This window comes from Serratia sp. SM04, assembly GCF_040280225.1.
Classification (GTDB): Bacteria; Pseudomonadota; Gammaproteobacteria; order Enterobacterales; family Enterobacteriaceae; genus Serratia; species Serratia sarumanii.
On record NZ_JBEOQT010000004.1, the window covers coordinates 100,491 to 124,625 of the forward strand.

The 24,135-nt window shown below is 61.8% G+C and carries 23 protein-coding genes; 19 read left to right on the forward strand and 4 right to left on the reverse strand.

Going from position 1 to position 24,135, the window contains the following annotated elements; all coding sequences use genetic code 11:
• Position 1 precedes the first annotated feature (1 nt).
• Positions 2-1,042: a 16S rRNA (guanine(1207)-N(2))-methyltransferase RsmC gene (gene rsmC, locus ABTW55_RS08020; RefSeq protein WP_060422541.1), complete on the reverse strand. Its 1,041-nt coding sequence runs from the start codon at positions 1,040-1,042 to the stop codon at positions 2-4.
• 146 nt (positions 1,043-1,188) lie between these two features.
• Between rsmC and ABTW55_RS08025 the strand changes: the two genes are divergently transcribed.
• The 14 genes from ABTW55_RS08025 to yjjJ all read left to right on the forward strand — a co-directional run bounded on the left by ABTW55_RS08025 (position 1,189) and on the right by yjjJ (position 14,974).
• Positions 1,189-1,626: a DNA polymerase III subunit psi gene (locus ABTW55_RS08025; RefSeq protein ID WP_033637012.1), complete on the forward strand. Its 438-nt coding sequence runs from the start codon at positions 1,189-1,191 to the stop codon at positions 1,624-1,626.
• Positions 1,571-2,014 (forward strand): ribosomal protein S18-alanine N-acetyltransferase, encoded by a 444-nt coding sequence (gene rimI / locus ABTW55_RS08030; protein ID WP_033649119.1) that lies wholly within the window; start codon positions 1,571-1,573, stop codon positions 2,012-2,014. Before ABTW55_RS08025 ends, rimI begins: the two co-directional genes overlap by 56 nt.
• A 151-nt stretch (positions 2,015-2,165) precedes the next feature.
• Positions 2,166-3,755 carry a peptide chain release factor 3 gene (prfC, locus tag ABTW55_RS08035; protein ID WP_004933094.1) on the forward strand — a complete coding sequence of 530 codons (1,590 nt, stop codon included), beginning with the start codon at positions 2,166-2,168 and terminating at the stop codon, positions 3,753-3,755.
• Between the two features lie 516 nt (positions 3,756-4,271).
• Complete coding sequence (osmY, locus tag ABTW55_RS08040; RefSeq protein ID WP_033637016.1) at positions 4,272-4,886, forward strand: molecular chaperone OsmY; 615 nt, start codon at positions 4,272-4,274, stop codon at positions 4,884-4,886.
• 161 nt (positions 4,887-5,047) lie between these two features.
• Complete coding sequence (locus ABTW55_RS08045; protein WP_004857650.1) at positions 5,048-5,209, forward strand: DUF1328 domain-containing protein; 162 nt, start codon at positions 5,048-5,050, stop codon at positions 5,207-5,209.
• Positions 5,210-5,277: 68 nt separating this feature from the next.
• A complete protein-coding gene (locus ABTW55_RS08050) occupies positions 5,278-5,463 on the forward strand; it encodes a stress response protein (RefSeq protein ID WP_033649120.1) in 186 nt (61 codons plus the stop codon).
• 10 nt (positions 5,464-5,473) lie between these two features.
• Positions 5,474-6,592, forward strand: a complete 1,119-nt coding sequence (locus ABTW55_RS08055) for a patatin family protein (RefSeq protein WP_033652870.1) — start codon at positions 5,474-5,476, stop codon at positions 6,590-6,592.
• Complete coding sequence (locus ABTW55_RS08060) at positions 6,589-7,371, forward strand: TatD family hydrolase (RefSeq protein WP_033649122.1); 783 nt, start codon at positions 6,589-6,591, stop codon at positions 7,369-7,371. The genes ABTW55_RS08055 and ABTW55_RS08060 overlap by 4 nt, the downstream gene beginning before the upstream one ends.
• Positions 7,372-7,554: 183 nt before the next feature.
• Complete coding sequence (locus ABTW55_RS08065) at positions 7,555-8,832, forward strand: NupC/NupG family nucleoside CNT transporter (RefSeq protein ID WP_033637021.1); 1,278 nt, start codon at positions 7,555-7,557, stop codon at positions 8,830-8,832.
• 370 nt (positions 8,833-9,202) lie between these two features.
• On the forward strand, positions 9,203-9,982 hold the full coding sequence (gene deoC, locus ABTW55_RS08070) for a deoxyribose-phosphate aldolase (RefSeq protein WP_060422538.1): 780 nt from the start codon (positions 9,203-9,205) through the stop codon (positions 9,980-9,982).
• A 66-nt stretch (positions 9,983-10,048) separates the two neighbouring features.
• Entirely contained in the window at positions 10,049-11,371 is a 1,323-nt protein-coding gene (gene deoA, locus ABTW55_RS08075) for a thymidine phosphorylase (protein ID WP_060422535.1), read from the forward strand.
• Between the two features lie 70 nt (positions 11,372-11,441).
• Positions 11,442-12,665, forward strand: coding sequence for a phosphopentomutase (gene deoB / locus ABTW55_RS08080; protein WP_033649124.1), 1,224 nt, complete (start codon positions 11,442-11,444; stop codon positions 12,663-12,665).
• A 96-nt stretch (positions 12,666-12,761) separates the two neighbouring features.
• The gene (gene deoD, locus ABTW55_RS08085) at positions 12,762-13,493 is read left to right on the forward strand and encodes a purine-nucleoside phosphorylase (protein ID WP_033652875.1); all 732 of its coding nucleotides are present in this window, start codon (positions 12,762-12,764) and stop codon (positions 13,491-13,493) included.
• A gap of 137 nt (positions 13,494-13,630) precedes the next feature.
• A complete protein-coding gene (gene yjjJ / locus ABTW55_RS08090) occupies positions 13,631-14,974 on the forward strand; it encodes a type II toxin-antitoxin system HipA family toxin YjjJ (RefSeq protein WP_060422532.1) in 1,344 nt (447 codons plus the stop codon).
• A gap of 1 nt (position 14,975) precedes the next feature.
• On the opposite strand, the gene ABTW55_RS08095 is transcribed toward yjjJ, so the two are convergent.
• Positions 14,976-15,659 carry a YtjB family periplasmic protein gene (locus ABTW55_RS08095; protein ID WP_060422530.1) on the reverse strand — a complete coding sequence of 228 codons (684 nt, stop codon included), beginning with the start codon at positions 15,657-15,659 and terminating at the stop codon, positions 14,976-14,978.
• A 110-nt stretch (positions 15,660-15,769) separates the two neighbouring features.
• Between ABTW55_RS08095 and serB the strand changes: the two genes are divergently transcribed.
• The 4 genes from serB (at position 15,770) to ABTW55_RS08115 (ending at position 21,051) form a co-directional block, all read left to right on the forward strand.
• Complete coding sequence (gene serB / locus ABTW55_RS08100; RefSeq protein WP_060422527.1) at positions 15,770-16,747, forward strand: phosphoserine phosphatase; 978 nt, start codon at positions 15,770-15,772, stop codon at positions 16,745-16,747.
• A gap of 19 nt (positions 16,748-16,766) precedes the next feature.
• A complete protein-coding gene (gene radA, locus ABTW55_RS08105) occupies positions 16,767-18,152 on the forward strand; it encodes a DNA repair protein RadA (RefSeq protein WP_319864503.1) in 1,386 nt (461 codons plus the stop codon).
• A 58-nt stretch (positions 18,153-18,210) separates the two neighbouring features.
• On the forward strand, positions 18,211-19,485 hold the full coding sequence (gene nadR / locus ABTW55_RS08110) for a multifunctional transcriptional regulator/nicotinamide-nucleotide adenylyltransferase/ribosylnicotinamide kinase NadR (protein WP_060422523.1): 1,275 nt from the start codon (positions 18,211-18,213) through the stop codon (positions 19,483-19,485).
• A gap of 132 nt (positions 19,486-19,617) precedes the next feature.
• Entirely contained in the window at positions 19,618-21,051 is a 1,434-nt protein-coding gene (locus ABTW55_RS08115) for a glycosyltransferase family 39 protein (RefSeq protein ID WP_060422519.1), read from the forward strand.
• 31 nt (positions 21,052-21,082) lie between these two features.
• Here the strand turns inward: ABTW55_RS08115 and ABTW55_RS08120 are convergent, their stop codons facing one another.
• Positions 21,083-22,084: a zinc-binding alcohol dehydrogenase family protein gene (locus ABTW55_RS08120; RefSeq protein WP_060422517.1), complete on the reverse strand. Its 1,002-nt coding sequence runs from the start codon at positions 22,082-22,084 to the stop codon at positions 21,083-21,085.
• A gap of 97 nt (positions 22,085-22,181) precedes the next feature.
• Here ABTW55_RS08120 and ABTW55_RS08125 point away from each other — a divergent pair, with 97 nt between their 5' ends.
• Positions 22,182-23,093 carry a LysR family transcriptional regulator gene (locus ABTW55_RS08125; RefSeq protein ID WP_060422514.1) on the forward strand — a complete coding sequence of 304 codons (912 nt, stop codon included), beginning with the start codon at positions 22,182-22,184 and terminating at the stop codon, positions 23,091-23,093.
• 41 nt (positions 23,094-23,134) lie between these two features.
• Here the strand turns inward: ABTW55_RS08125 and ABTW55_RS08130 are convergent, their stop codons facing one another.
• Positions 23,135-24,130 carry an NADP-dependent oxidoreductase gene (locus tag ABTW55_RS08130; RefSeq protein WP_060422511.1) on the reverse strand — a complete coding sequence of 332 codons (996 nt, stop codon included), beginning with the start codon at positions 24,128-24,130 and terminating at the stop codon, positions 23,135-23,137.
• Positions 24,131-24,135: the final 5 nt, after the last annotated feature.

The following is a 24,135-nucleotide window of genomic DNA, read 5'->3' on the forward strand; positions in this document are numbered from 1 at the left end:
ATTATTTCTTCTTCGGCGCGCGCGGCGGGCGGCCGACGGTGGCCTGATACACCTTGAAGCGGCCGTTCTGCGCCAGCACTTCGTGGCTGCCAAAGGTGGCGTCCAGAATGTCCGGGTACGGCAGGAAGGCGTTGGCGACGATGCGCAGCCGGCCGCCGATCGGCAGGTGTTTCACCGCGCCGCGGATCAGGGTTTCGGCGGCGGTCAGGCTGGTCTGCAGCCCGTCGTGGAACGGCGGGTTGGAGATGATCATGTCGAAACGGCCGGTGATGTCGGAGTAAACGTTGCTGACGATCACTTCGCCTTCGATGCCGTTGGCGGCCAGCGTCGCGCGGCTGGACTCCACCGCGGCGGCGTTGACGTCGCTGAGGGTCAGTTTCACCTTCGGCGACAGCTTGGCCATCACCGAGGCCATCACGCCGGCGCCGCAGCCGATGTCCAGCACCTTGCCTTTCATGTGTTTTTCCAGCGTCGACAGCAGCAGCGAGCTGCCGACGTCCAGGCCGTCGCGGCTGAACACGCCCGGCAGCGTTTTCACTTCCAGATCGTGCAGCTGATAGCTGTCCCACCAGTCGTCCAGGCTGAACTCGGTCTGTGCGTCCAGGCGGCCGTGATACAGGCCGCAGCGGCGCGCGCTGTCGATTTTCACCAGCGTGGCGTGGCCTTCCAGCGTTGGCTCGGCGCTGCGCACGCCGCTGCGGTTTTCACCGACCACGAACACGTCCGCGCCCACCGGCAGCAGCGCCAGGATGTTGCACAGCTGGAATTGCGCTTCCTGCTTACTCTTTGGCCAGTAGTAAACCAGCGTGTCGCAGTCGGCGACGAAAGCGGGATCGACGGTCAAACCGAACTGCACGTTATCGCCCATCGTCCGGTTCAGTAACTGCCAGTGATGGTATTGCTGAGTGTGGACGCGCACGTCCGCGGCCTCGAATTGGGCCGGCAGGCTGTCCTGCAGGTCGCCGGCAAACAGCACGCGGCGTTCGATAAATTCATCACTGTGGCGCAGCATGACTTCACTGGCGGGGGTTAATGCAGACATCAGATATTGGCTCCTGGAAATGAGACCGGGGATTATAGAGCTTTGTGGCGATATGTTCGACGGGTTTGTTGGCGCGGGCTGCGCGGGTTTGTTAGCATAGCGCGGCGCATGGCAGGCATGGCGCACCACAACGGGTAGGAATCGGCATGGCATCAAAACGCGACTGGCTGTTACAACAACTGGGTATTACGCAGTGGACATTGCGCCGCCCGGGCGTGTTGCAGGGCGAAGTGGCGGTCAGTCTGCCACCCGAGGCGCGCCTGCTGGTGGTGGCGCAGACGCTGCCCGCACCGGACGATCCGCTGTTTTGCGACGTGCTGCGCAGCCTGGGGCTGACGCCGGCGCAAACTTACAGCCTGACGCCGGAACAGGCGGCGATGCTGCCTGAAGAGACCGCATGCAACAGTTGGCGGCTGGGCGTGGCGGAACCGCTTGCGGTCGCCGGTGCGCAGCTACACAGCCCGGCGCTGGCCGAGCTTTCCCAAGACGCGGGGGCCAAACGCGCCCTCTGGCAGCAGATTTGTCATCATGAACACGATTTCTACCCTGACGGCGGCCGACCTGGCCACGGCCTTCACCATTGAGCAAGCCAGCCACGCTTTTCCCTGGACGGAAACCACCTTCGCCAGCAATCAGGGCGATCGCTACCTTAACCTGAAGCTGAGCGCCGACGGGGAGATGGCGGGGTTCGCCATCACGCAGATCGTGCTGGACGAAGCCACGCTGTTCAACATCGCCATTCATCCGCAGTACCAGCGCCGTGGCTTTGGCCGCCTGCTGCTCAACGCGTTGATTGAACGGCTGGAGAGCCGCGGCGTGGTCACGCTGTGGCTGGAAGTGCGCGCCTCCAACCAGGCGGCGATCGCGCTGTATGAAGATCTCGGTTTCAACGAGGTCACCGTGCGCCGCAATTATTACCCGAGCGCCCACGGCCGCGAAGACGCGATCGTGATGGCGCTGCCGCTGGCGTAATCCGCCCGGCCGGTAAAAGCATTGATTGTCACCGGTTGGCAAATCGGCGAAAATGCCCGGCTGTTATCTTTTATTCACCGCTTTGCCCGGCGCCGCGATCGGCGCGTTCTGATGATGTCGCAGGGCGGACTAACCGTAGAACCTGAAAACCATGTCTCCTAGTGAATTTGCCCGCGAAGTCTCCAAAAGAAGAACTTTCGCCATCATCTCGCACCCCGATGCCGGTAAAACCACCATTACCGAAAAAGTGCTGCTGTTCGGACAGGCGATCCAGACCGCCGGTACGGTAAAAGGCCGCGGCTCCAGCCAGCACGCCAAATCCGACTGGATGGAAATGGAAAAGCAGCGTGGGATCTCGATCACCACCTCGGTGATGCAGTTCCCGTACCGCGACAGCCTGGTCAACCTGCTGGATACCCCGGGGCACGAAGACTTCTCCGAAGATACTTACCGTACTCTGACCGCCGTCGACTGCTGTCTGATGGTGATCGACGCCGCCAAGGGCGTTGAGGATCGCACCCGCAAGCTGATGGAAGTGACCCGTCTGCGCGACACGCCGATCCTGACCTTCATGAACAAACTGGACCGCGATATCCGCGATCCGATGGAAGTGATGGATGAAGTCGAGCGCGAACTGAAGATCGCCTGCTCGCCCATCACCTGGCCAATCGGCTGTGGCAAGCTGTTCAAGGGCGTTTACCACCTGTACAAGGATGAAACCTACCTGTACCAGACCGGTAAAGGCCACACCATTCAGGAAGTGCGCATCGTCAAGGGTCTGAACAACCCGGAGCTGGATGCGGCGGTGGGTGAAGATCTGGCGGCGCAGCTGCGCGATGAGCTGGAGCTGGTGCAGGGCGCTTCCCACGAATTCGATCAGGAAGCCTTCCTGAGCGGCGAGCTGACCCCGGTGTTCTTCGGGACCGCATTGGGCAACTTCGGCGTGGATCACATGCTGGACGGCCTGGTGGCCTGGGCGCCGGCGCCGATGCCGCGCAAAACCGACACCCGCGAAGTGACGGCGGCGGAAGAGAAATTCACCGGCTTCGTGTTCAAGATCCAGGCCAACATGGATCCGAAACACCGCGACCGCGTGGCCTTTATGCGCGTGGTTTCCGGCCGCTACGAGAAGGGCATGAAGCTGCGCCAGGTGCGCACCGGCAAAGACGTGGTGATCTCCGACGCGCTGACCTTTATGGCCGGCGACCGTTCGCACGTGGAAGAAGCCTATCCGGGCGACATCATCGGCCTGCACAACCACGGCACCATTCAGATCGGCGATACCTTCACCCAGGGTGAAGACATGAAGTTCACCGGCATCCCGAACTTCGCGCCGGAACTGTTCCGCCGCATTCGCCTGCGCGATCCGCTGAAGCAGAAACAGCTGCTGAAGGGGCTGGTGCAGCTGTCCGAAGAGGGCGCGGTGCAGGTGTTCCGTCCGATCGCCAACAACGATCTGATCGTCGGTGCGGTCGGTGTGCTGCAGTTCGACGTGGTGGTAGCGCGCTTGAAGAGCGAGTACAACGTGGAAGCGCTGTACGAGTCGGTCAACGTGTCGACCGCGCGCTGGGTCGAGTGCGACGACGTGAAGAAGTTCGAAGAGTTCAAGCGCAAGAACGAGATCAACCTGGCGCTGGACGGCGGGGACAACCTGTCCTATATCGCGCCGACCATGGTGAACCTCAACCTGACGCAGGAACGTTATCCTGACGTGACCTTCCGCAAGACGCGCGAACACTGATCAATCGGCAGGGCGCCCAGTGCGCCCTGCACGCCTCTCCTATTCCCACTGCGCTAATTAATAAACCTCCCTCATATTTTTCTTGCGAACCTAGGACACCAGGCGATGTTCGTTCGGCCTGCATTTTCCGTCTAATGGTCTATCTTTAACGGGATGTCCGCACATTGCTTGAGAGTAAATCACTGTAATATGTTGTTTGTTTGGTGAGTTATTCTGATGTGTTGCCGATAGGAGACAGTCAGTATCTTTAAATATCAATGAGATAACTATATTTCAGTTTTGTGTGACTTAGCCTGTCGTCAATAGGCGACAGTTTTTTGGCTAAAAATCCAACGTCTGATTTATTTTCTTTGATTTTTAAGGTTTTTTTTGAGTTGGCACGGCCGTTGCAATATTCCTGTCGTGAACGCTTAATCGTATAGCGATGATGAAGTATTTACCGAGAAGGCCGCGTGAAGGTGGCCGCAGGGTTCCGGCGCTCTGGCGTTGTGAGCCCCCAACAAAAGGAAGAGATCGATGAAAAAGACCAAATTTGCACACTCGCTGATGGCTGTTGTATTGGGTTCTGTGTTGGTCAGCGGCAGTGCGCTGGCCGAAGAGAGTCTGCTCAACAAGGCGTCTAACGCCGCGGACAGTGCCGGTGCCAAAATCGATAGCTCCATGAAAAAAGTTGACGGTTACATGGATGACAGCGCGATAACGGCTAAAGTTAAAAGTGCGTTGGTGGAAGATAAAACCATCAAAAGTTCCGACATTTCGGTGAAAACCGAAAAAGGCGCCGTGACCCTGAGCGGGTTCGTCGGCAGCCAGGCGCAGGCGGAGCATGCGGTCGCTGTCGCCGGCAAGGTGGAAGGCGTCAAGACCGTCAGCGACAAGCTGCACGTGAAAGATGAAGCCAACCAGTCGATCAAATCGTATGCCGGCGACACCGCCACCACCAGCGAGCTGAAAGCCAAGCTGCTGGCCGATGACATCGTGCCGTCGCGCAATGTGAAAGTGGAAACCACCGATGGCGTGGTGCAGCTTTCCGGTGAGGTGAAAACGCAGGCGCAGTCTGAGCGTGCGGAAAGCATCGCCAAGGCCATCGACGGCGTGAAAAGCGTGAAAAACGACCTGGTGGTCAAGCCGTAATCCCGCCAGGCGCCCGTAACAAGTGACAACAAGCCGCATCGGTCGGGCCGTGAAGGCGGCCCGACATGTACCACCAAAAAAAGAAACTGATTTGCCGTCGACGCCCCGTTGTCGGGGCGGTAGACAGCAGCGAATTTTTTCACAATGGTAAGGAGAAGCTTATGTTTCGTTGGGGCATTATCTTTTTAGTCATCGCGCTTATCGCTGCGGCACTGGGGTTCGGTTCGCTGGCGGGCACCGCCGCCTGGGCGGCTAAAATCGTGTTTGTCGTCGGCATTATCCTGTTCCTGGTCAGCCTGTTCACCGGCCGCCGGCGCCCTTAGCCGGCCGGTATTTTCCTGCAAACTGTAACAAAGCTTAATTCCTTTTCTCACGTCGGGGAGGGCCGGCCATGAACAGCGACATCATCGTCGGGCGCTGGAAACAGCTGAAAGGCCAGGTATGGCAGGCATTGGCCGAATGGTCCGGCAGCGATTGCGTCTGGCTGGCCGGCAGCAATGATTTCCTCGCCGGCGTGCTGCAAGAGGATTACGGAAGAGAGCGAGACGCGGTATCCTCGGAGAAAACGTCTCACTGAGGATGCCAAGTTGGGATACAGAATACCCATCACGCTCGGCAATATAGAACCGCTGGCGTCTAAGCCCTTTCGGCCAGGCAAGATGGCGCTGGTCTGCGAAGGCGGAGGCCAGCGCGGCATTTTCACCGCCGGCGTGCTGGACGAGTTTCAGCGCGCGGGCTTTAACCCATTCGACCTGCTGATCGGCACGTCGGCCGGCGCCCAGAATCTGTCTGCCTACATTTGCGGACAGGTGGGCTACGCGCGCCGGGTGATCACCCGTTACACCACCTCGGCTCAATTCTTCAATCCGCTGCGCTTCGTGCGCGGCGGGCATCTGATCGATCTCGATTGGCTGGTTGATACGGCAGCGGCGCAGATGCCGCTGGCGATGGACGTAGCGGAACGGCACTTTACCGACGGGCGCGAGTTTCTGCTGTGTGCCTGCCGCAGCGACGATTTCGAACCGACCTATCTGCCGGCGCAGCGCGAGCGCTGGCTGCCAGCCATCAAGGCGTCCAGCGCCATTCCCGGCTTCTATCGCCAGGGCGTGGAGCTGGACGGCATCAGCTATCAGGACGGCGGCATCAGCGATGCGATCCCGGTGGAAGAGGCCTATCGCCGCGGCGCCGACACCATCGTAGTGATCCGCACCGTGCCTTCGCAGATGTACTACACCCCGCAGTGGATGAAGCGCATGGAGCACTGGCTGAGCGACAGCAGCCTGCAGCAGATGGTGCGTATCCTGCAGCATCACGAGCAAAGCTATCACCGCATCCAGCGCTTTATCGAGAAGCCGCCGGGCAAGCTGCGCATCTTCGAGATCTTCCCGCCGAAGCCGCTGGCCAGCAATGCGCTGGGCAGCCGACTGGGGTCGCTCAATCAGGATTATCACCTGGGGCGCCGCTGCGGCCGCTATTTCCTGGCCACCGTCGGCCAGTGGATGGCGCAGCCGGAGCCGGACGGCATGAGGGTGAAAAAAGCGCTGTCGCGCCGCCTGATCCAGCCGGAGAACGTCAGAATGCCTTCGCCGATCGTGACCGACATCGTCATGCCGTCCGATCTTGGCGCGCAGCCGGAGGCCGCGGTGGTGGCGCCGAAGATCATTCTACCGGGCGATCTGCCGCCGGGTGAAGGGGGCGCGCTGTGAGTTATGCCTTTACCGACACCCACTGCCATTTCGATTTCCCTCCCTTTACCGGGCATGAGGGCGAGAGCCTGGTGCGAGCGGCAAGCGCCGGCGTCACGCGCATCATCGTCCCGACGGTCACCGCCGATCGCTTCGCGCGGGTGCTGCGGCTGGCGCAGGATCACGCGCCGCTGTTCGCCGCGCTGGGGCTGCATCCGCTGTATATCGCGCAGCATCATGAGCCGCAGTTGGAGCAACTGGCGGCGCTGCTGGCCGAACGGCCGCGCAAGCTGGTAGCGGTGGGGGAGGTCGGGCTCGATCTGTATATGGACAACCCGCAGTTCGAGCGCCAGCAAAGCGTGCTGCTGGCCCAGCTGCGGCTGGCGAAACAGCATGACCTGCCGGTGATCCTCCATTCGCGCCGCACCCACGATCAGCTGGCTGCAGCCCTGCGGCGCGTGCAGCTGCCGCGTCGCGGCGTGGTGCATGGCTTCGCCGGCAGCCTGTCGCAGGCGCAGGCGTTTATCCGCCTCGGCTATTACATCGGCGTGGGCGGCACCATCACCTATGAGCGGGCGCAGAAAACGCGCGGCGTGATGGCGCAGCTGCCGCTCGAGGCGCTGCTGCTGGAGACCGATGCGCCGGACATGCCGCTGGCGGGCTATCAGGGGCAGCCGAATCGCCCCGAACGCGCCGCCGAGGTGTTTCAAACGCTGTGCGAGCTGCGGCCGGAACCGGCCGACGAGATCGCCGCCCATCTGCAGCGCAATGCTCAGGCGCTGTTTGCCATGCCGGATTGATGAGGTGATAACGTGACCTGCGTCACGTTATAAGATTTTCATTTGCGTCTCGTTGTATGCATTTGTGACATAAATCGGTGCGAGAGTGACCTCGCTCAGTATAATCCCCCCGAAACTCTCCAATAGCAGACCTCTCTTTATGAGCAGGGATGTATTTTATTTTTTGCAACAGGGAAACTTTGCATGCAACTCATCATGAGCCTAGTCGGCATGGCGGTGCTGATCGCCATTGCGGTGCTGCTCTCCAGCAACCGCCGGGCCATCAAACTGCGCACCGTCGCGTGGGCGTTCATCATTCAGGTCGGCATCGGCGCGCTGGTGCTGTATGTGCCGCTGGGCCGCAGCATCCTCGGCAGTATGTCGAACGGCGTGGCAAACGTTATCGCCTACGGCAATCAGGGCATTTCGTTCATTTTCGGCGGGCTGGTGTCCGACAAGATGTTCGAGGTGTTCGGCGGCGGCGGCTTCGTGTTCGCGCTGCGCGTCCTGCCGGTGATCGTGTTCTTCTCCTCGCTGATTGCGGTGCTGTACTACCTCGGCATCATGCAGTTGGTGATCCGCGTGCTGGGCGGCGGGCTGCAAAAGCTGTTGGGCACCTCGCGCACCGAATCGCTGTCGGCGACCGCCAACATTTTCGTTGGTCAGACCGAAGCGCCGCTGGTGGTGCGTCCGTATATCGCCACCATGAGCCAATCAGAACTGTTCGCGGTGATGTGCGGCGGCCTGGCCTCGGTAGCCGGTTCGGTGCTGGCAGGGTACGCGCAGATGGGCGTGCCGCTGGAATACCTGATCGCCGCGTCCTTCATGGCCGCGCCGGGCGGGCTGCTGTTCGCCAAGCTGATGGTGCCGGAAACCGAGCAGACCCACGATAAAGACGATGCGATGAAGCTGATCGCCGAAGAGGATCGTCCGGCCAACGTGATCGACGCGGCGGCTTCCGGCGCGGCCTCCGGCATGCAGCTGGCGCTGAACGTCGGTGCGATGCTGCTGGCGTTTATCGCGCTGATCGCCTTGCTTAACGGCATTCTCGGCGGCATCGGCGGCTGGTTCGATTATCCGCAGCTGTCGCTTGAACTGATCCTCGGCTGGGTGTTCTCGCCGATCGCCTTCCTGATCGGCGTGCCGTGGAGCGAGGCGATGACCGCCGGTTCGTTCATCGGTCAGAAGATCATCGTCAACGAGTTCGTCGCCTACATGAACTTCGGCGCCTATCTGCGTCCGGACGACGTAGTGGCGGCGGAAGGCCTGCAGGTGCTGTCGGCCCATACCAAGGCGATCATCTCCTTCGCGCTGTGCGGCTTCGCCAACCTTTCCTCGGTGGCGATCCTGCTGGGCGGTCTGGGCAGCATGGCGCCCAATCGTCGCCACGACATCGCGCGCTTCGGTCTGAAGGCCGTGGCGGCGGGCACGCTGTCCAACCTGATGAGCGCCACCATCGCCGGCTTCTTCCTGGCGCTGTAAGCCATCCCGAGTCCCGCGACGGCGCGACCGATCGCGGGACTCCGCCTATACTCTAAGCAACGCGGGTGCGTGCCGCACCCGCGATCTTCAGCCGCTTCTTTAGCGAATTTGTGAACGATATCGCGTTATTTTGTGATGTTCTTCACATATAATTCCGATCTGTTACAGTGCTATTTCATATAGTGTGACGATGAACGCGAATCGCCTCCGGCATTCGTGTTCAAATAGCTATTACTGGCCGGCCGCAAGGCGGGTGGCCATGTGCGGTGAGAAGGATCTCAGTTGCCGCCGCGGGAACGCCGTTCCCCAGCGCTATCTTCATGGAACCAAGTCCGCTCGCCAACACCCAGGTACTCAGTTGGAGAGTTTTATGACCGAATTAACCGCAGCAGCGCAACGTGCGCTGAATTTGATGGATTTAACCACGCTGAATGATGATGACACCGACGAGAAAGTGATCGCGCTCTGTCGTCAGGCCAACAGCCCGGCCGGCCACACGGCGGCCATCTGCATCTACCCGCGTTTTATCCCGGTGGCGCGTAAGGCGCTGCGCGAGCAAGGCACGCCGGACATCCGCATCGCCACCGTGACCAACTTCCCGCATGGCAACGACGATATCGGCATCGCGCTGGCGGAAACCCGCGCGGCCATCGCCTATGGCGCGGATGAAGTGGACGTGGTGTTCCCTTACCGCGCGCTGATCGCCGGCAACGAACAGGTCGGCTTCGAGCTGGTGAAACAGTGCAAGCAGGCTTGCCAGGCGGCCAACGTGCTGCTGAAAGTGATCATCGAAACCGGTGAGCTGAAGCAGGCCGATCTGATCCGCAAGGCGTCCGAGATCGCCATCAAGGCCGGGGCGGACTTTATCAAGACCTCCACCGGTAAGGTGCCGGTCAACGCCACGCTGGAAAGCGCCGAGCTGATGATGTCGGTGATCCGCGATATGGGCGTGGCGAAGACGGTGGGCTTCAAGCCGGCCGGCGGCGTGCGCACCGCGGAAGACGCGCTGCATTATCTGCAGCTTGCCGATCGTATTCTGGGCGAAGGCTGGGCCGATGCGCGGCATTTCCGCTTTGGCGCTTCCAGCCTGCTGGCCAGCTTGCTGGCCGCGCTGGGCCACCAGACCCAGACCGCCGGCGGCGGCTACTGATCGATTTCGTTGGCGGGCGCCAGGCGCGCCCGTCTGCACCGACTCTCGGCGACACAGGGGGATGCCTTGTTCCTGGCTCAAGAAATTATTCGTAAGAAACGCGACGGCCAGCCGTTAAGCGAAGCGGAAATCCGCTTTTTCATCAACGGCATTCGCGACAACGTGGTGTCGGAAGGGCAGATCGCCGCGCTGGCGATGACCATTTATTTCCATGACATGAGCATGCCGGAGCGCGTGGCGCTCACCATGGCGATGCGCGATTCCGGCACCGTGCTGGACTGGAAAAGCCTGGCGCTGAACGGCCCGATCGTCGACAAGCATTCGACCGGCGGCGTGGGCGACGTGACCTCGCTGATGCTCGGCCCGATGGTGGCGGCCTGCGGCGGCTATGTGCCGATGATCTCCGGCCGCGGCCTGGGGCATACCGGCGGCACGCTGGACAAGCTGGAAGCCATTCCGGGCTTCAATATTTTCCCGGACGATAACGCCTTCCGCAAAATCATTCAGGACGTCGGCGTGGCGATCATCGGCCAGACCAGCTCGCTGGCGCCGGCGGACAAACGTTTTTACGCCACCCGCGACATCACCGCCACCGTGGATTCGATCCCGCTGATCACCGCCTCCATTCTGGCCAAGAAGCTGGCGGAAGGGCTGGATGCGCTGGTGATGGACGTGAAGGTCGGCTCCGGCGCCTTTATGCCGACCTATGCGCTGTCGCAAGATTTGGCGCAGGCGATCGTCGGCGTGGCCAACGGCGCGGGCTGCAAGACCACCGCCCTGCTGACCGACATGAACCAGGTGCTGGCCTCCAGCGCCGGCAACGCGGTGGAAGTGCGCGAAGCGGTGCGTTTCCTGACCGGCGAATACCGCAACCCGCGCCTGCTGGAAGTGACGCTGGCGCTGTGCGTGGAAATGCTGCTGTCCGGCGGCCTGGCGCAAGACGAGGCCGACGCGCGCGCCAAACTGCAGGCGGTGCTGGACAACGGCAAGGCGGCGGAGGTGTTTGGCTGCATGGTGGCGGCGCAGCAGGGGCCGATAGACTTCGTCGAACGCTACGATAGCTATCTGCCGGCGGCAACGCTGAGCAAGCCGGTGTATGCTGAAAAACCGGGCATCGTCAGCGCCATGGATACCCGCGCGCTGGGCATGGCGGTGGTTTCGCTGGGCGGCGGCCGTCGCCGGGCGAGCGACGCCATCGATTACAGCGTTGGCCTGACCGAGGTGGCGCGCCTGGGCGAGAAAGTGGATGCCCAGCAGCCGCTGGCGATGATCCACGCCAACGATGAAGAGAGCTGGCAGCAGGCGGCCGATGCGGTGCGCAGCGCGATGACGCTGAGCGACAAGGCGCCGGAAGCGACGCCGGTGGTGTATAAGCGCATCACGGAATAACCCAAGAATCAGGAACGGTCGCGGCTTTTTCGCGGCCGTCCAAAGCGTGAGAACACGCAGGAGAGCACAGATGAAACGCACATTTATTATGGTATTGGACTCCTTCGGCATCGGCGCCAGCGAAGACGCCGAACGTTTTGGCGATCAGGGTTCCGACACCCTGGGCCACATCGCCGAGGTTTGCGCGCGCGGTGAGGCCAACGTGGGCCGCCAGGGCCCGCTGACGCTGCCTAACCTGAGCCGTCTGGGTCTCGGCAAAGCGGCGGAAGAGTCCACCGGCAACTTCCCGCAGGGGCTGGATCGCAACGCCGACATCATCGGCGCTTACGCTTACGCCAGCGAACTCTCTTCCGGTAAAGACACGCCATCGGGCCACTGGGAAATCGCCGGCGTGCCGGTGCTGTTCGACTGGGGCTATTTCAAGGACGAGCACAACAGCTTCCCGCAGGCACTGCTGGACAAACTGGTCGAACGCGCCAAGCTGCCGGGCTACCTGGGCAACTGCCACTCATCCGGCACCGTGATCCTCGATCAGCTGGGTGAAGAGCACATGAAAACCGGCAAGCCGATTTTCTACACCTCCGCCGACTCGGTATTCCAGATCGCCTGCCATGAAGAAACCTTCGGCCTGGATCGCCTGTACGAGCTGTGCGAAATCGCGCGTGAAGAGCTGACCGAAGGCGGGTATAACATCGGCCGCGTGATCGCGCGTCCGTTCGTCGGCGACAAGCCGGGCAACTTCCAGCGTACCGGCAACCGTCACGATCTGGCGGTAGAGCCGCCGGCGCCGACCGTGCTGAAAAAGCTGGTGGACGAGAAGGGCGGCGAAGTGGTGTCGATCGGTAAAATCGCCGACATCTACGCCAACGTCGGCATCACCAAGAAGGTGAAGGCGACCGGCATCGACGCGCTGTTCGACGCGACCCTGATCGAAATGGAAAAGGCCGGCGACAACACCATCGTGTTCACCAACTTCGTGGACTTCGATTCCTCCTATGGCCACCGCCGCGACGTGGCGGGCTACGCCGCCGCGCTGGAGCTGTTCGACCGCCGCCTGCCGGAGCTGCTGAAGCTGGTGAAAGACGAAGACATCATCATCTTCACCGCTGACCACGGCTGCGACCCGACCTGGCCGGGCACCGACCACACCCGCGAGCACATCCCGGTGCTGGTTTACGGCCCGAAAGTGAAACCGGGCTCGCTGGGCCACCGCGAGACCTTCGCCGACATCGGCCAGACCGTCGCCAATTATTTTGGCCTGTCGCCGATGGATTACGGTAAGAGCATGTTTTAATCCGTGAGTTTAAGGCGGCGGCGCAGTTGGCCGCCGTCTGACATGCCACGGCTTATACGTTTAACACTATTTAATACGATTTAAAGGAAGAGAATTATGGCTACGCCGCACATTAATGCTGAGATGGGTGATTTCGCTGACGTAGTACTGATGCCGGGCGATCCGCTGCGTGCAAAATACATCGCCGAAACCTTCCTGGAAGGCGCGGTGGAAGTGAACAACGTGCGCGGCATGTTGGGCTTCACCGGCACCTACAAAGGCCGCCGCATCTCCGTAATGGGCCACGGCATGGGCATCCCGTCCTGCTCCATCTATGCGCGCGAGCTGATCGCAGAATTCGGCGTGAAGAAGATCATTCGCGTGGGCTCTTGCGGCGCGGTGCGTGACGATATCAAACTGCGTGACGTGGTGATCGGCATGGGCGCGTGCACCGACTCCAAGGTGAACCGTCTGCGCTTCAAGGACAACGACTACGCGGCGATCGCCGACTTCGACATGGTGCGCAACGCGGTCGACGCGGCGGCGGCGCAGGGCATCCCGGCGCGCGTGGGCAACATCTTCTCCGCCGATCTGTTCTACACCCCGGATCCGGACATGTTCCAGGTGATGAAGAAGTACGGCATCCTGGGCGTGGAAATGGAAGCGGCCGGCATCTACGGCGTGGCGGCAGAGCTGTACGAAGAGTTCGGCTGCAAGGCGCTGACCATCTGCACCGTGTCCGACCACATCCTGCGTCACGAAGCGACCACGGCGGCGGAACGCCAGACCACCTTTAACGACATGATCGTTATCGCGCTGGAATCCGTGCTGCTGGGCGACAAAGCATAATACCCCGGCGGGCGTCATCATGGCGTCCGCCCGTCAATCTATTCATTCCGCTTGGCCAGTTTTGGCTAACGCTTTACCTTTCTGCCATTTAACGCTATTACTTTCTTTATCAATCTATTCACCAATCTATTCATCCGATGCTCACCGTTGAACAAGTTTTGCGTCATGGGCCGGCTACGGCTCGTCAACTGACAGAAGCGTTAGGCATCAGCCAGCCGACGCTATCGCGCCGTCTCCGTGAACTGGCGGGCGCCGTATTGATCCTCGGTAAAGGTAAGGCGACGCGCTATGCGTTGCGGCGCGGGATCGGCGGTGAGAGGCAGTTTCCGCTATATCGGGTTGATGAACGGGGTAAGGCGCACCTGTTTGCCACACTTTGCCCGCTGTATCCTGCCGATAACTGTGCGGTGTGCGATGAGCGCAGCGGAGAGTGGCAGCTTTATGACGGCATGCCATGGTATTTGAACGACCTGCGGCCGATTGGCTTTCTCGGGCGAGCCTGGGGAAAAGCAGCGGCGCGCGAGTTGAATTTGCCGGAGGATGTGCGGCGATGGGATGAAGGTCAACGCTTGTTGGCGCTCTGCCGTTATGGCGAGGACATAACCGGCGATCTGCTGCCTGGTGCCGACAGCTATCAGCGTTGGTTAATGCGGGATACTGCCGTCGCCATCACGGTGGAAGATAAAACCGAGCGTTACGCCGCATTGTCTGTCCAGGCGCTGGCCGGGGAACTGGTGGGCTCTTCCGCCGGTGGCGAGCAACCCAAATTTGCCGCTTATGCTGAGCTGGCGCCTGGGCGCCGCGCGCATGTGTTGGTGAAGTTCAGCCTGGCGCCGACGCATGTCATTGCACAGCGCTGGAGCGATTTGCTGATCGCCGAGTCGCTGGCGTTGCAGACGATCGCCGCTGCGGGATTGCCTGCCGCATCGGCGCAAATCCTGTTCGGTGCTGACCGACAATGCTTTTTAGAGATCGAGCGCTTTGATCGCATCGGTGAAGAAGGGAGGGTAGCGATGGTGTCGCTGGAGGCGCTGGATGCCGAGTTCAGCGGCAGCGGCCACGCCAACTGGGTCGTGGCCGCCGAGCGGTTATTGCAGCTAGGGGTGATCGATCACTCAGTCTACCAACGGGTTGCCCTGTATTGGGCCTTTGGCCGGTTGATCGCCAACAGCGATATGCACCAAGGCAACCTGTCGTTCTTGCGGATAACCCAGCGGCCGGTCATGTTGGCGCCTTTGTATGATATGTTGCCGATGGCTTTTGCCCCGGCAAGCAGCGGTAATCTGCGCCACGACGCGCTGGAGATCCGTTTGAGCAACGAGGTGAGCGGCGCCGTCTGGCGGCAAGCGGAGCTATTGGCTCTCGAGTTCTGGCGGCGAACGGCGCAACATGACGACATCAGCGAGGCGTTCCGGGCGATTGCCGAGCAAATGTTGGTGCAACTGCAGAAGCTGCACGATCACATTCAGCGCCTGGCCTGAGTTACCCCTTCTTCGGCGCTTCCTGTTTTGCCTCAGGCGCATCCTCTTCGTCGTCTTCCACCGTATTGCCTTCTGCCAACGGCGTGTTGGCGGTCAACAGGTACGGCGACTGCTGCCAGCGGCTGCGGCGGTGTTGCAGCAGGGTGCGCGCCAGAATGATGCCGATCGCCAGCGCCAGCAGGATCATCAGGCGCAGCAGGTTGGTGGTGTTGTCCACCTGCTTGGACTCGGTCGCCAGCACGTGGGTGTCGAGGGTGATGCGGATAAAGCCGATCGGGCCGTCTTTGCCCCGAATGGATTCGACCAACTGGTGGTTGAAGTAGCTGCCGGCGCGCTTGCCGTCGAGCGACAGCCGATCGCGTATACTTATCTGCTCCCCGGCGTGGGAGACCAGCGTGCCGTCCAACTGATACACGCTGACGTCGAGAATGCGGCTGTGATCGGTGAGCTGCTTGAGGATGGCGTCGATGCGCGGGTTGTTGCCGTCGTCGTCCAGCAGCGGCGCCAGGCTGTAGGCGACCTGTTTGGTCAGCGTCTGCGCCAGCTCTTCGACCTGTTCGGATCGCGCCATTTGGTGACTCAGGCTAAAATAAGAGGCACCCTGCATCAGCAGCACCAGCAAAGCCAGGCAAATCAGGATAATAGCGGTACGGTGCAGGCGAAATTTCAGTTTAGCGCGAGCCATGCAGGTTCCTTGGGCATCGGGGACACTTTATGTTGCCAGAACCGCTGGCGATAGGATAGCTTGATGCGTCGTTTTATCATGCAGCGTTTTTGTCCATTCAGGAGTCAATGATGTCAAACAGTCTGACCTATTGCGATCTTCCGGCGGAGATCTCTCAATGGCCGGGTCTTCCCCTTTCGCTCAGCGGCGACGAAGTGATGCCGCTGGACTACCGGGCGGGCAATACCGGGTGGCTGTTATACGGCAGAAAGCTGGACAAGGCGCGCATTACACAATTCCAACGCAAGCTGGGCGCGGCGATGGTGATCGTCACCGCCTGGGGCGTGGACGACTATCAGGTGGTGCGCCTGGCAGGCACCTTGACGCCGCGCGCCAAGCTGCTGGCGGCGGAGAGCGGGCTGGACGTGGCGCCGCTCGGCAAGATCCCGCACCTGCGCACGCCGGGGCTGCTGGTGATGGACATGGATTCGACGGCGATCGAGATCGAGTGCATCGACGAGATCGCCAAACTGGCGGGCGTCGGCGAACAGGTGGCGGAAGTCACCGAACGCGCGATGCGCGGCGAGCTGGACTTTACCGCCAGCCTGCGCCAGCGCGTCTGCACGCTGAAAGGAGCCGACGCCAACATCCTCAAGCAGGTGCGCGACGAGCTGCCGCTGATGCCGGGGCTGACCAGCCTGGTGGGCAAGCTGCAGGCGATGGGCTGGCATGTGGCGATCGCCTCCGGCGGCTTCACCTACTACGCCGAATACCTGCGCAACCGGCTGCGGCTGGTGGCGGCGGCGGCCAATGAGCTGGAGATCCGCGACGGCAAGCTGACCGGCGAAGTGCTGGGGCCGGTGGTGGACGCGCAGTTCAAAGCCGATACGCTGCTGCGGCTGGCGGAGAAGCTGGAGATCCCGCTGGCGCAGACCGTGGCCATCGGCGACGGCGCCAACGATTTGAAAATGATGCAGGCGGCGGGGTTGGGCATCGCCTACCACGCCAAGCCGAAAGTGTATGAAAAAGCGCAGGTGGCGATCCGGCATGCGGATCTGATGGGCGTGCTGTGCATTCTCACCGGCAGCCTGAAACACGAAGTGCGATAACGAAAGATTGAGGTAAGACGTGGCAAAAGCGGCAAAACGGGCATTTGTGTGCAATGAGTGCGGGGCGGACTATCCGCGTTGGCAGGGGCAGTGCAGCGCCTGCCATGCCTGGAACACCATCACGGAAGTGCGTTTGGCCGCGTCGCCCGCAGCGGCGCGCAACGATCGCCTCAGCGGCTATGCCGGCGACGCCGGCGTCAGCAAGGTGCAGAAGCTGTCGGAAATCAGCCTCGAGGCGCTGCCGCGCTTCACCACCGGCTTTCTCGAGTTCGATCGCGTGCTGGGCGGCGGCGTGGTGCCCGGCAGCGCCATTCTGATCGGCGGCAACCCCGGCGCCGGCAAGAGCACCCTGTTGCTGCAGGTGCTGTGCAAACTGTCCGAGCAGATGAAAACCCTGTACGTCACCGGCGAGGAGTCGCTGCAGCAGGTGGCGATGCACGCTCATCGGCTGGGGCTGCCGACCGGCGGCCTGAACATGCTGTCGGAAACCAGCATCGAGCAGATCTGCCTGATCGCCGAGCAGGAACAGCCGAAGCTGATGGTGATCGACTCGATCCAGGTGATGCACATGGCGGACATTCAGTCTTCGCCGGGCAGCGTGGCGCAGGTGCGGGAAACCGCCGCCTATCTGACGCGCTTCGCCAAGACGCGCGGCGTGGCGATCGTCATGGTCGGCCACGTCACCAAAGACGGCTCGCTGGCCGGGCCGAAAGTGCTGGAACACTGCATCGACTGTTCGGTGCTGCTGGACGGCGACGCCGATTCCCGCTTCCGCACCCTGCGCAGCCACAAGAACCGCTTCGGCGCGGTCAACGAGCTGGGGGTGTTCGCCATGACCGAACAGGGGCTGCGCGAAGTCAGCAACCCTTCGGCGATCTTCCTCAGCCGCGGCGATGAAGTCACTTCCGGCAGTTCGGTGATGGTGGTGTGGGAAGGCACCCGGCCGCTGCTGGTGGAGATCCAGGCGCTGGTGGATCACTCGATGATGTCCAACCCGCGCCGCGTGGCGGTGGGCCTGGAGCAGAACCGGTTGGCGATCCTGCTGGCGGTGCTGCACCGGCACGGCGGGCTGCAGATGTCGGATCAGGACGTGTTCGTCAACGTGGTCGGCGGGGTGAAGGTCAGCGAGACCAGCGCCGATCTGGCGCTGCTGATGTCGCTGGTGTCGAGCCTGCGCGATCGGCCGCTGCCGAACGATCTGGTGGTGTTCGGCGAAGTGGGGCTGGCGGGAGAAATCCGTCCGGTGCCGAGCGGCCAGGAGCGCATCTCCGAAGCGGCCAAGCACGGTTTCAAGCGCGCCATCGTGCCGCACGGCAACATGCCGAAGAAGCCGCCGGCCAACATGCAGGTGTTTGGGGTCAAGAAGCTGGCGGACGCGCTCGACGTGCTGGAAGAGTTTTATTAATGTCGCCGACGGCGAGTAAGATATGCTATTTTGTTTAGCATACTAAACGGAGGTGGCCATGCCGCAATTTGATTACCTGAAGACGTCCATTAAGCAAAAGGGCTGTACTTTGCAGCAGGTGGCGGATGCCAGCGGCATGACCAAGGGCTATCTGAGCCAGCTGTTGAACGACAAAATCAAAAGCCCGAGCGCGCAAAAGCTCGAGGCGCTGCACCGTTTTCTCGGGCTGGAGTTCCCGCGTAAAGAGGTCAAAGTCGGCGTGGTGTTTGGTAAATTTTACCCGCTGCACACCGGCCACATCTATCTGATCCAGCGCGCCTGCAGCCAGGTGGACGAACTTCACGTTATCTTGTGCCACGATGAACCGCGCGACCGCGAGCTGTTCGAGAACAGTTCGATGTCGCAACAGCCAACGGTCAGCGATCGCCTGCGCTGGCTGCTGCAGACCTTCAAGTACCAGAAAAACATCCATATCCACTCGTTCGACGAGCAGGGCATCGAACCCTATCCGCACGGCTGGAACGTGTGGAGCGACGGCATGAAGGCCTTTATGGAACAGAAGGGTATCGTGCCGAGCTTCATCTATTCCAGCGAAGCGCAGGATGCGCCGCGCTACCGCGAGCATCTGGGCATCGAAACCATCTTGGTCGATCCCGAGCGTTCGTTCATGAACATCAGCGGCAATCAGATCCGCCAGGATCCGTTCCGCTATTGGGACTACATCCCGACCGAGGTGAAGCCGTTCTTCGTGCGCACCGTGGCGATCCTCGGCGGCGAGTCGAGCGGCAAGTCGACGCTGGTCAACAAGCTGGCCAACATCTTCAACACCACCAGCGCCTGGGAATATGGCCGCGATTACGTGTTTTCGCACCTGGGTGGCGACGAGATGGCGCTGCAGTACTCCGACTACGACAAAATCGCTCTCGGGCAGGCGCAATACGTGGATTTCGCGGTCAAGTACGCCAACAAGGTGGCGTTTATCGATACCGATTTCGTTACCACCCAGGCGTTTTGCAAAAAGTATGAGGGGCGTGAACACCCCTTCGTGCAGGCGCTGATCGACGAATACCGTTTCGATCTGGTGATCCTGTTGGAAAACAACACGCCGTGGGTGGCGGACGGCCTGCGCAGCCTTGGCAGCGCCGCCGATCGCCTGGCGTTCCAGCATTTGCTGGAGGAAATGTTGTGCGCCAACAACATCGAGTATGTGCACGTCGAGTCCAGCGATTACGAAGAGCGTTTCCTGCGCTGCGTCGAGCTGGTGCAGCAGCTGCTGGCGGCGGACGCCGGCCGGTTGGCGAATGCGCCCGCCCATCGCCACGCCGCAGGCTGAGAAAATTAGCGGAATGTGCGGTCGCGGCGGCAGAAACGCCTCTGTGGCGCACATTTAACGGCTTGTTTAAACATGGTTCATTCGGTAGCGACTAGGTTAAGATTTTCTTTACAATAACGCTCAGAAGAAGACATGTCTTATCGCTTACTCGCTCTCTGGTTGATCTGCTATGCCGCAGCCTGGACGCTGCTGACCGTTCATCTCGATCCCACCCTGCCTTACGACGCCGTCGAGGCGCTCAACTGGGGCCTCAACGCCGAGTGGGGCTCACCGAAAAATCCTTGGCTGGTCGGTGCGGCGATGCAGCCGGCGATCTGGCTCCCGTGGCTGCCGCTGAACCTGTACTGGTATGGCGGGCACTTCATCGCCATCGCCATCGGCATGTTGGGCGTCTGGCTATTGGCGCGCCGCCTGAGCGGCAGCACCTCGCTGGCCTGGATGGCGCTGCTGACGCTCAACCTGTCCGGCATCATCAATTTCGACATCATTCCCTACAACGACAATTACCTGTTGGTGATGCTGTGGCCGTGGATGGCGCTGTTCTTCCACTTGGCGATCTCGCGTTCGGCCAACTGGTGGCCGGCTTTCGCATTGGTGGCCGGTCTGGCGATGATGGCGAAATACTCGACCTTCGCCTTCGTCTATTTCGCGGCGCTGTCGACGCTGTTCGTACCGCAGATCCGCTGCTGCTATCGCCAGCCGCAGTTCTATCTGGCGGTGGCGATCTGGTTGGCGCTGGTGCTGCCGAACCTGTTCTGGCTGTGGAACCACGACTTCGCCGCCTTCAAGTGGGTGGATTCGCAGATCAAGATGCAGCTCAACCTCGATATGCTGCAGTCGCTGCTGCTGGTGTTCTATCCGTCGCTCGCGCTGTGGGTGATCCTGCGGCGCAGCGGGGCGGTGATGGCTTGGCCAGCGGCGTTGCCGATGCGGGTGTTGCTGTGGGTCTACCTGTTGCCGCTCGGCATCATTACCTTCTGGTTCTCTTTCAACGTCGGCGGCCGGCTGACCGAGTGGCTGCAGCCGTTCTTCATGCTGGCGCCCGCGCTGCTGGTTGGCTGCGTGCGCCAGCCGCCGGTGCGTTCGCTGCGCGCGGCGACCATCGGGCTGATGTGCGCGGCGCTGGCGGTCTATCTGGGGTATGCCGCGGTGATGCTGGGCAACGTGCGCAACGCCGGCCAGAAAATGGTGGGTATCAAGGCGTTCAGCGTCGGAGTGGAGCGGCTGTGGCAGGAGCGGTATGGCGTCAGCCTGCGCTACGTCGGCGGCGAATACCTGTCGCAGTGGATGACGGTGTACGCCGGCTCCCGGCCGCAGACCATTACGCGCTGGTCCAATCATACGCGCCCGAATATCTACAACGTCAACATCAGCTATCCGCAGATTGCGCAGCACGGTGTCGCCCTGTTCGGGCGGTTGGGTGAAGACTGCGCGCACAGCGACTTCGGCGGCGAGCTGGCCCACTGGCCGAAGATGCGCCTCGATTGGCAGCAGACGCTGACGTTCCGCGCCGATCCGCATGCCGACGAGCAAGCGCTGTGCGTTGGCTTCGTTCGTCCGCAGTAACGGCGGCGCAAAACGCCGCCGCGATTCAGGCTTAGTAAGCGATAACCAGCTTGCCTTGCATATGGCCGCCGAGCAGCCGTTGATGCGCGGCGGTCAGCGTTTCTACCGACAGCCCGTGCAGAGTTTCGCTCAGCGTGGTGCTCAGCTTGCCCTCGTCCAGCAGCTGCGCCACCTGTTGGAGGATCTGGCCCTGCTGCGCGATGTCCGGGGTGGTGAACATGCTGCGGGTGAACATGAATTCCCAGTGCAGCGCGGCGCTCTTCAGCTTCAGCGCGTTTTGATCCAACGGCTGCGCGTTCTCGACGATGGTGCAGATATGGCCCAGCGGCGCGACCAGCTCGGCCATCGCCGGCCAGTGGCCGTCGGTATCGTTCAGGCACAGGATGTAATCCACCTGCTCGATGCCGTACTGCGCCAGCTCGCCCTTCAGATCGCGGTAGTCCACCACCAGATCGGCGCCGCGCTCACGGCACCAGGCGGCGGATTCCGGCCTTGAGGCGGTGGCGATCACTTTCACCTTGCTGCGCAGCGCGGCCAGCGGAATGGCCAGCGAGCCGACGCCGCCGGCGCCGCCGATGATCAGCAGCGTCTTGTGCTCCGGCGCGTCCTGAATGTTCAGGTGTTCGAACAGCGCTTCCCAGGCGGTGAGGGCGGTGAGCGGCAGGGCGGCGGACTCGGCCCAGTTCAGGCTGCGCGGCTTGTGCGCGGCGATGCGTGAGTCGATCAGCTGGTGGCTGCTGTTGCTGCCGGGGCGGGTGATGTCGCCGGCGTACCACACTTCATCGCCGGGCTTGAAGCCGCTGACGCCGCTGCCCACGTCTACCACCACGCCGCTGGCGTCCCAGCCGAGGATGCGCGGCTGCTGCAGGCCGCTCTTTTGCAGACCGGTGTGCACTTTGGTGTCCACCGGGTTGACCGACGCCGCTTTCACTGCCACCAGCAGATCGTACTGGCCTGGAACCGGCATTTCCGGTGAGATTTCGATGAAACCGGCGGGGTTCTGCGGGTCTACGGCAATGGCTTTTATCGACATGATTGTGCTCCTTTTAAATGATGCCCCCAGTGTAGACCCGCGGCAGTGGGGTGATAAGATGGACAATATCTAACGGAGTGTTCGTTTAAGGTGAACAATGGAATTCAAACAGCTGCAGGACATGGCGCTGTTCGCGCTGGTGGCGGAGTGCGGCAGCTTCACCGTCGCCGCGCAGCGCGTCGGGTTGCCGAAGTCCAGCGTCAGCCAGCGCATCAGCCAGCTCGAACAGACGCTGGGGCTGCGCTTGCTCAATCGCACCACGCGCCAGCTGAACCTGACCTTCGCCGGTGAGCGCTATCTGGAACATTGTCAGGCGATGATGTCCGCCGCGGAACGCGCCGATCTGGCGTTGCAGCGGCTGCGCGATAACCCGAGCGGCCGCCTGCGCATTTCAACGCCCGCCGGGCTGGGGGCGACCCTGGTGGCGCGGCTGGCGGCGGATTTTCAGCGCCAATACCCGGACGTTTCGCTGGAGGTGTCGGTGTCCGACGCCATGGTGGATCTGGTGCAGGAAGGCTTCGACGCCGCGCTGCGCACCGGCAAGCCGCAGGATTCTTCGCTGATCGGTCGCCGTCTCGGGTATGCGCCGCGCTATCTGTTGGCGGCGCCGTCCTATCTGGCGCAGCATCCGCCGATCGAACACCCGCAACAACTGCAACAGCATCGCTGCATTGCCCACCGCGCCTGGACGGCCTGGAACCTGCGCTGCGGCGACGACTACTACCGTTGGCAGCTGCCGCTGGCGCACACCACCGACAACCTGCTGTATGCGCGTGAATGCGCTATCGCCGGCGCGGGGATCACGCTGTTGCCGGCGTTTCTCAGCCGCGAGGTGGTGGCGCAGAAGCTGTTGGTGGAAGTCTTGCCGGCGTGGCGCGCGGAGGGCAACGAGCTGTATCTGGTTTACCCGAGCCGCAAACTGAATTCCCCGGCGCTGGCCTGCTTCATCGATGTGGTGCTGCAGCATCCGGCGTTCGACGACTACGCCCGCGAGCTGCCGCGGGAATAAGAACCAAGGAAGCCCAGGCCGCTCCTGGGTTAAACAAGATATTACGTCACTTGCACGATGCGTTTTCCTGTGTTCTTCCCCGCCAGCAGGCCAACCAAGGCCGCGGGCAGCAGCTCAAAACCGGCGATCAGATCTTCGATGACCGCTAATTTCTCCTCCGCGACCCAGGCCGTGAGCGCCGTCAGCGCCTGTTCTTGTCGGTGAAGGAAGTCGGCCAACAGGAACCCCCGCATCGTCAAGCTGTTGACGATCAGCAAACCGGGGATCCCGGCCGGCGCGGCCGGTGGGGAGGCCGTATCGTACTGCGACACCGCGCCGCAGCAAACAATGCGCCCCTGTTTCGCCATGTGCGGCAGGCAGGCCGCCAAAATATCGCCGCCGACGTTGTCGAACAGCACGTCAATGCCGTTGGGGCACGAGCGGCGCAGGCCGTCATGCAGATTCCCCGCCTTATAATCTATCGCCGCGTCGAAACCCAGCCTGTCCGTCAGCAGAGCCGTTTTGGCGGCGCCGCCGGCAATGCCCACCGTGCGGCAGCCGTGGAGCCGGGCGATTTGTCCGGCGAACATGCCTACCGCCCCTGCGGCGGCGGAAATGACGACGGTTTCACCGGCCTTGGGGCGTCCGCATTCCAGCAGGCCGAAGTAAGCGGTGAGTCCGGGCACGCCGTAAACGCTGAGCAAGTGCGTATGCGGAACGATGTCCGGCTGTTTGAGCGCCTCAGCCGCCGGCAGGGCCGTGAAGGTTTGCCAGCCGGTTTCCGCCAACACGATATCGCCGGCGGCCAGCAGGGGAGAGCGCGACGTGACGACTTCGGCCAGCGTCGTCGCGGCCATGATGTCTCCTGGCTGCAATCCGGAACGATAGGTGACGCCCTGCATCCAGGCTCTGCTGGCCGCATCCAAAGGCACGTAAAGCGTGCGCAACAGAACCTCTCCGGGGCCGGGGATCGGCATCGGGGTCTCGCGAGTCTGAAAACAATCGACGGTCAGCTTTCCCTGTGGGAGTTTGCCGAGGATGATTTGGCGATTCTGCATAGGGG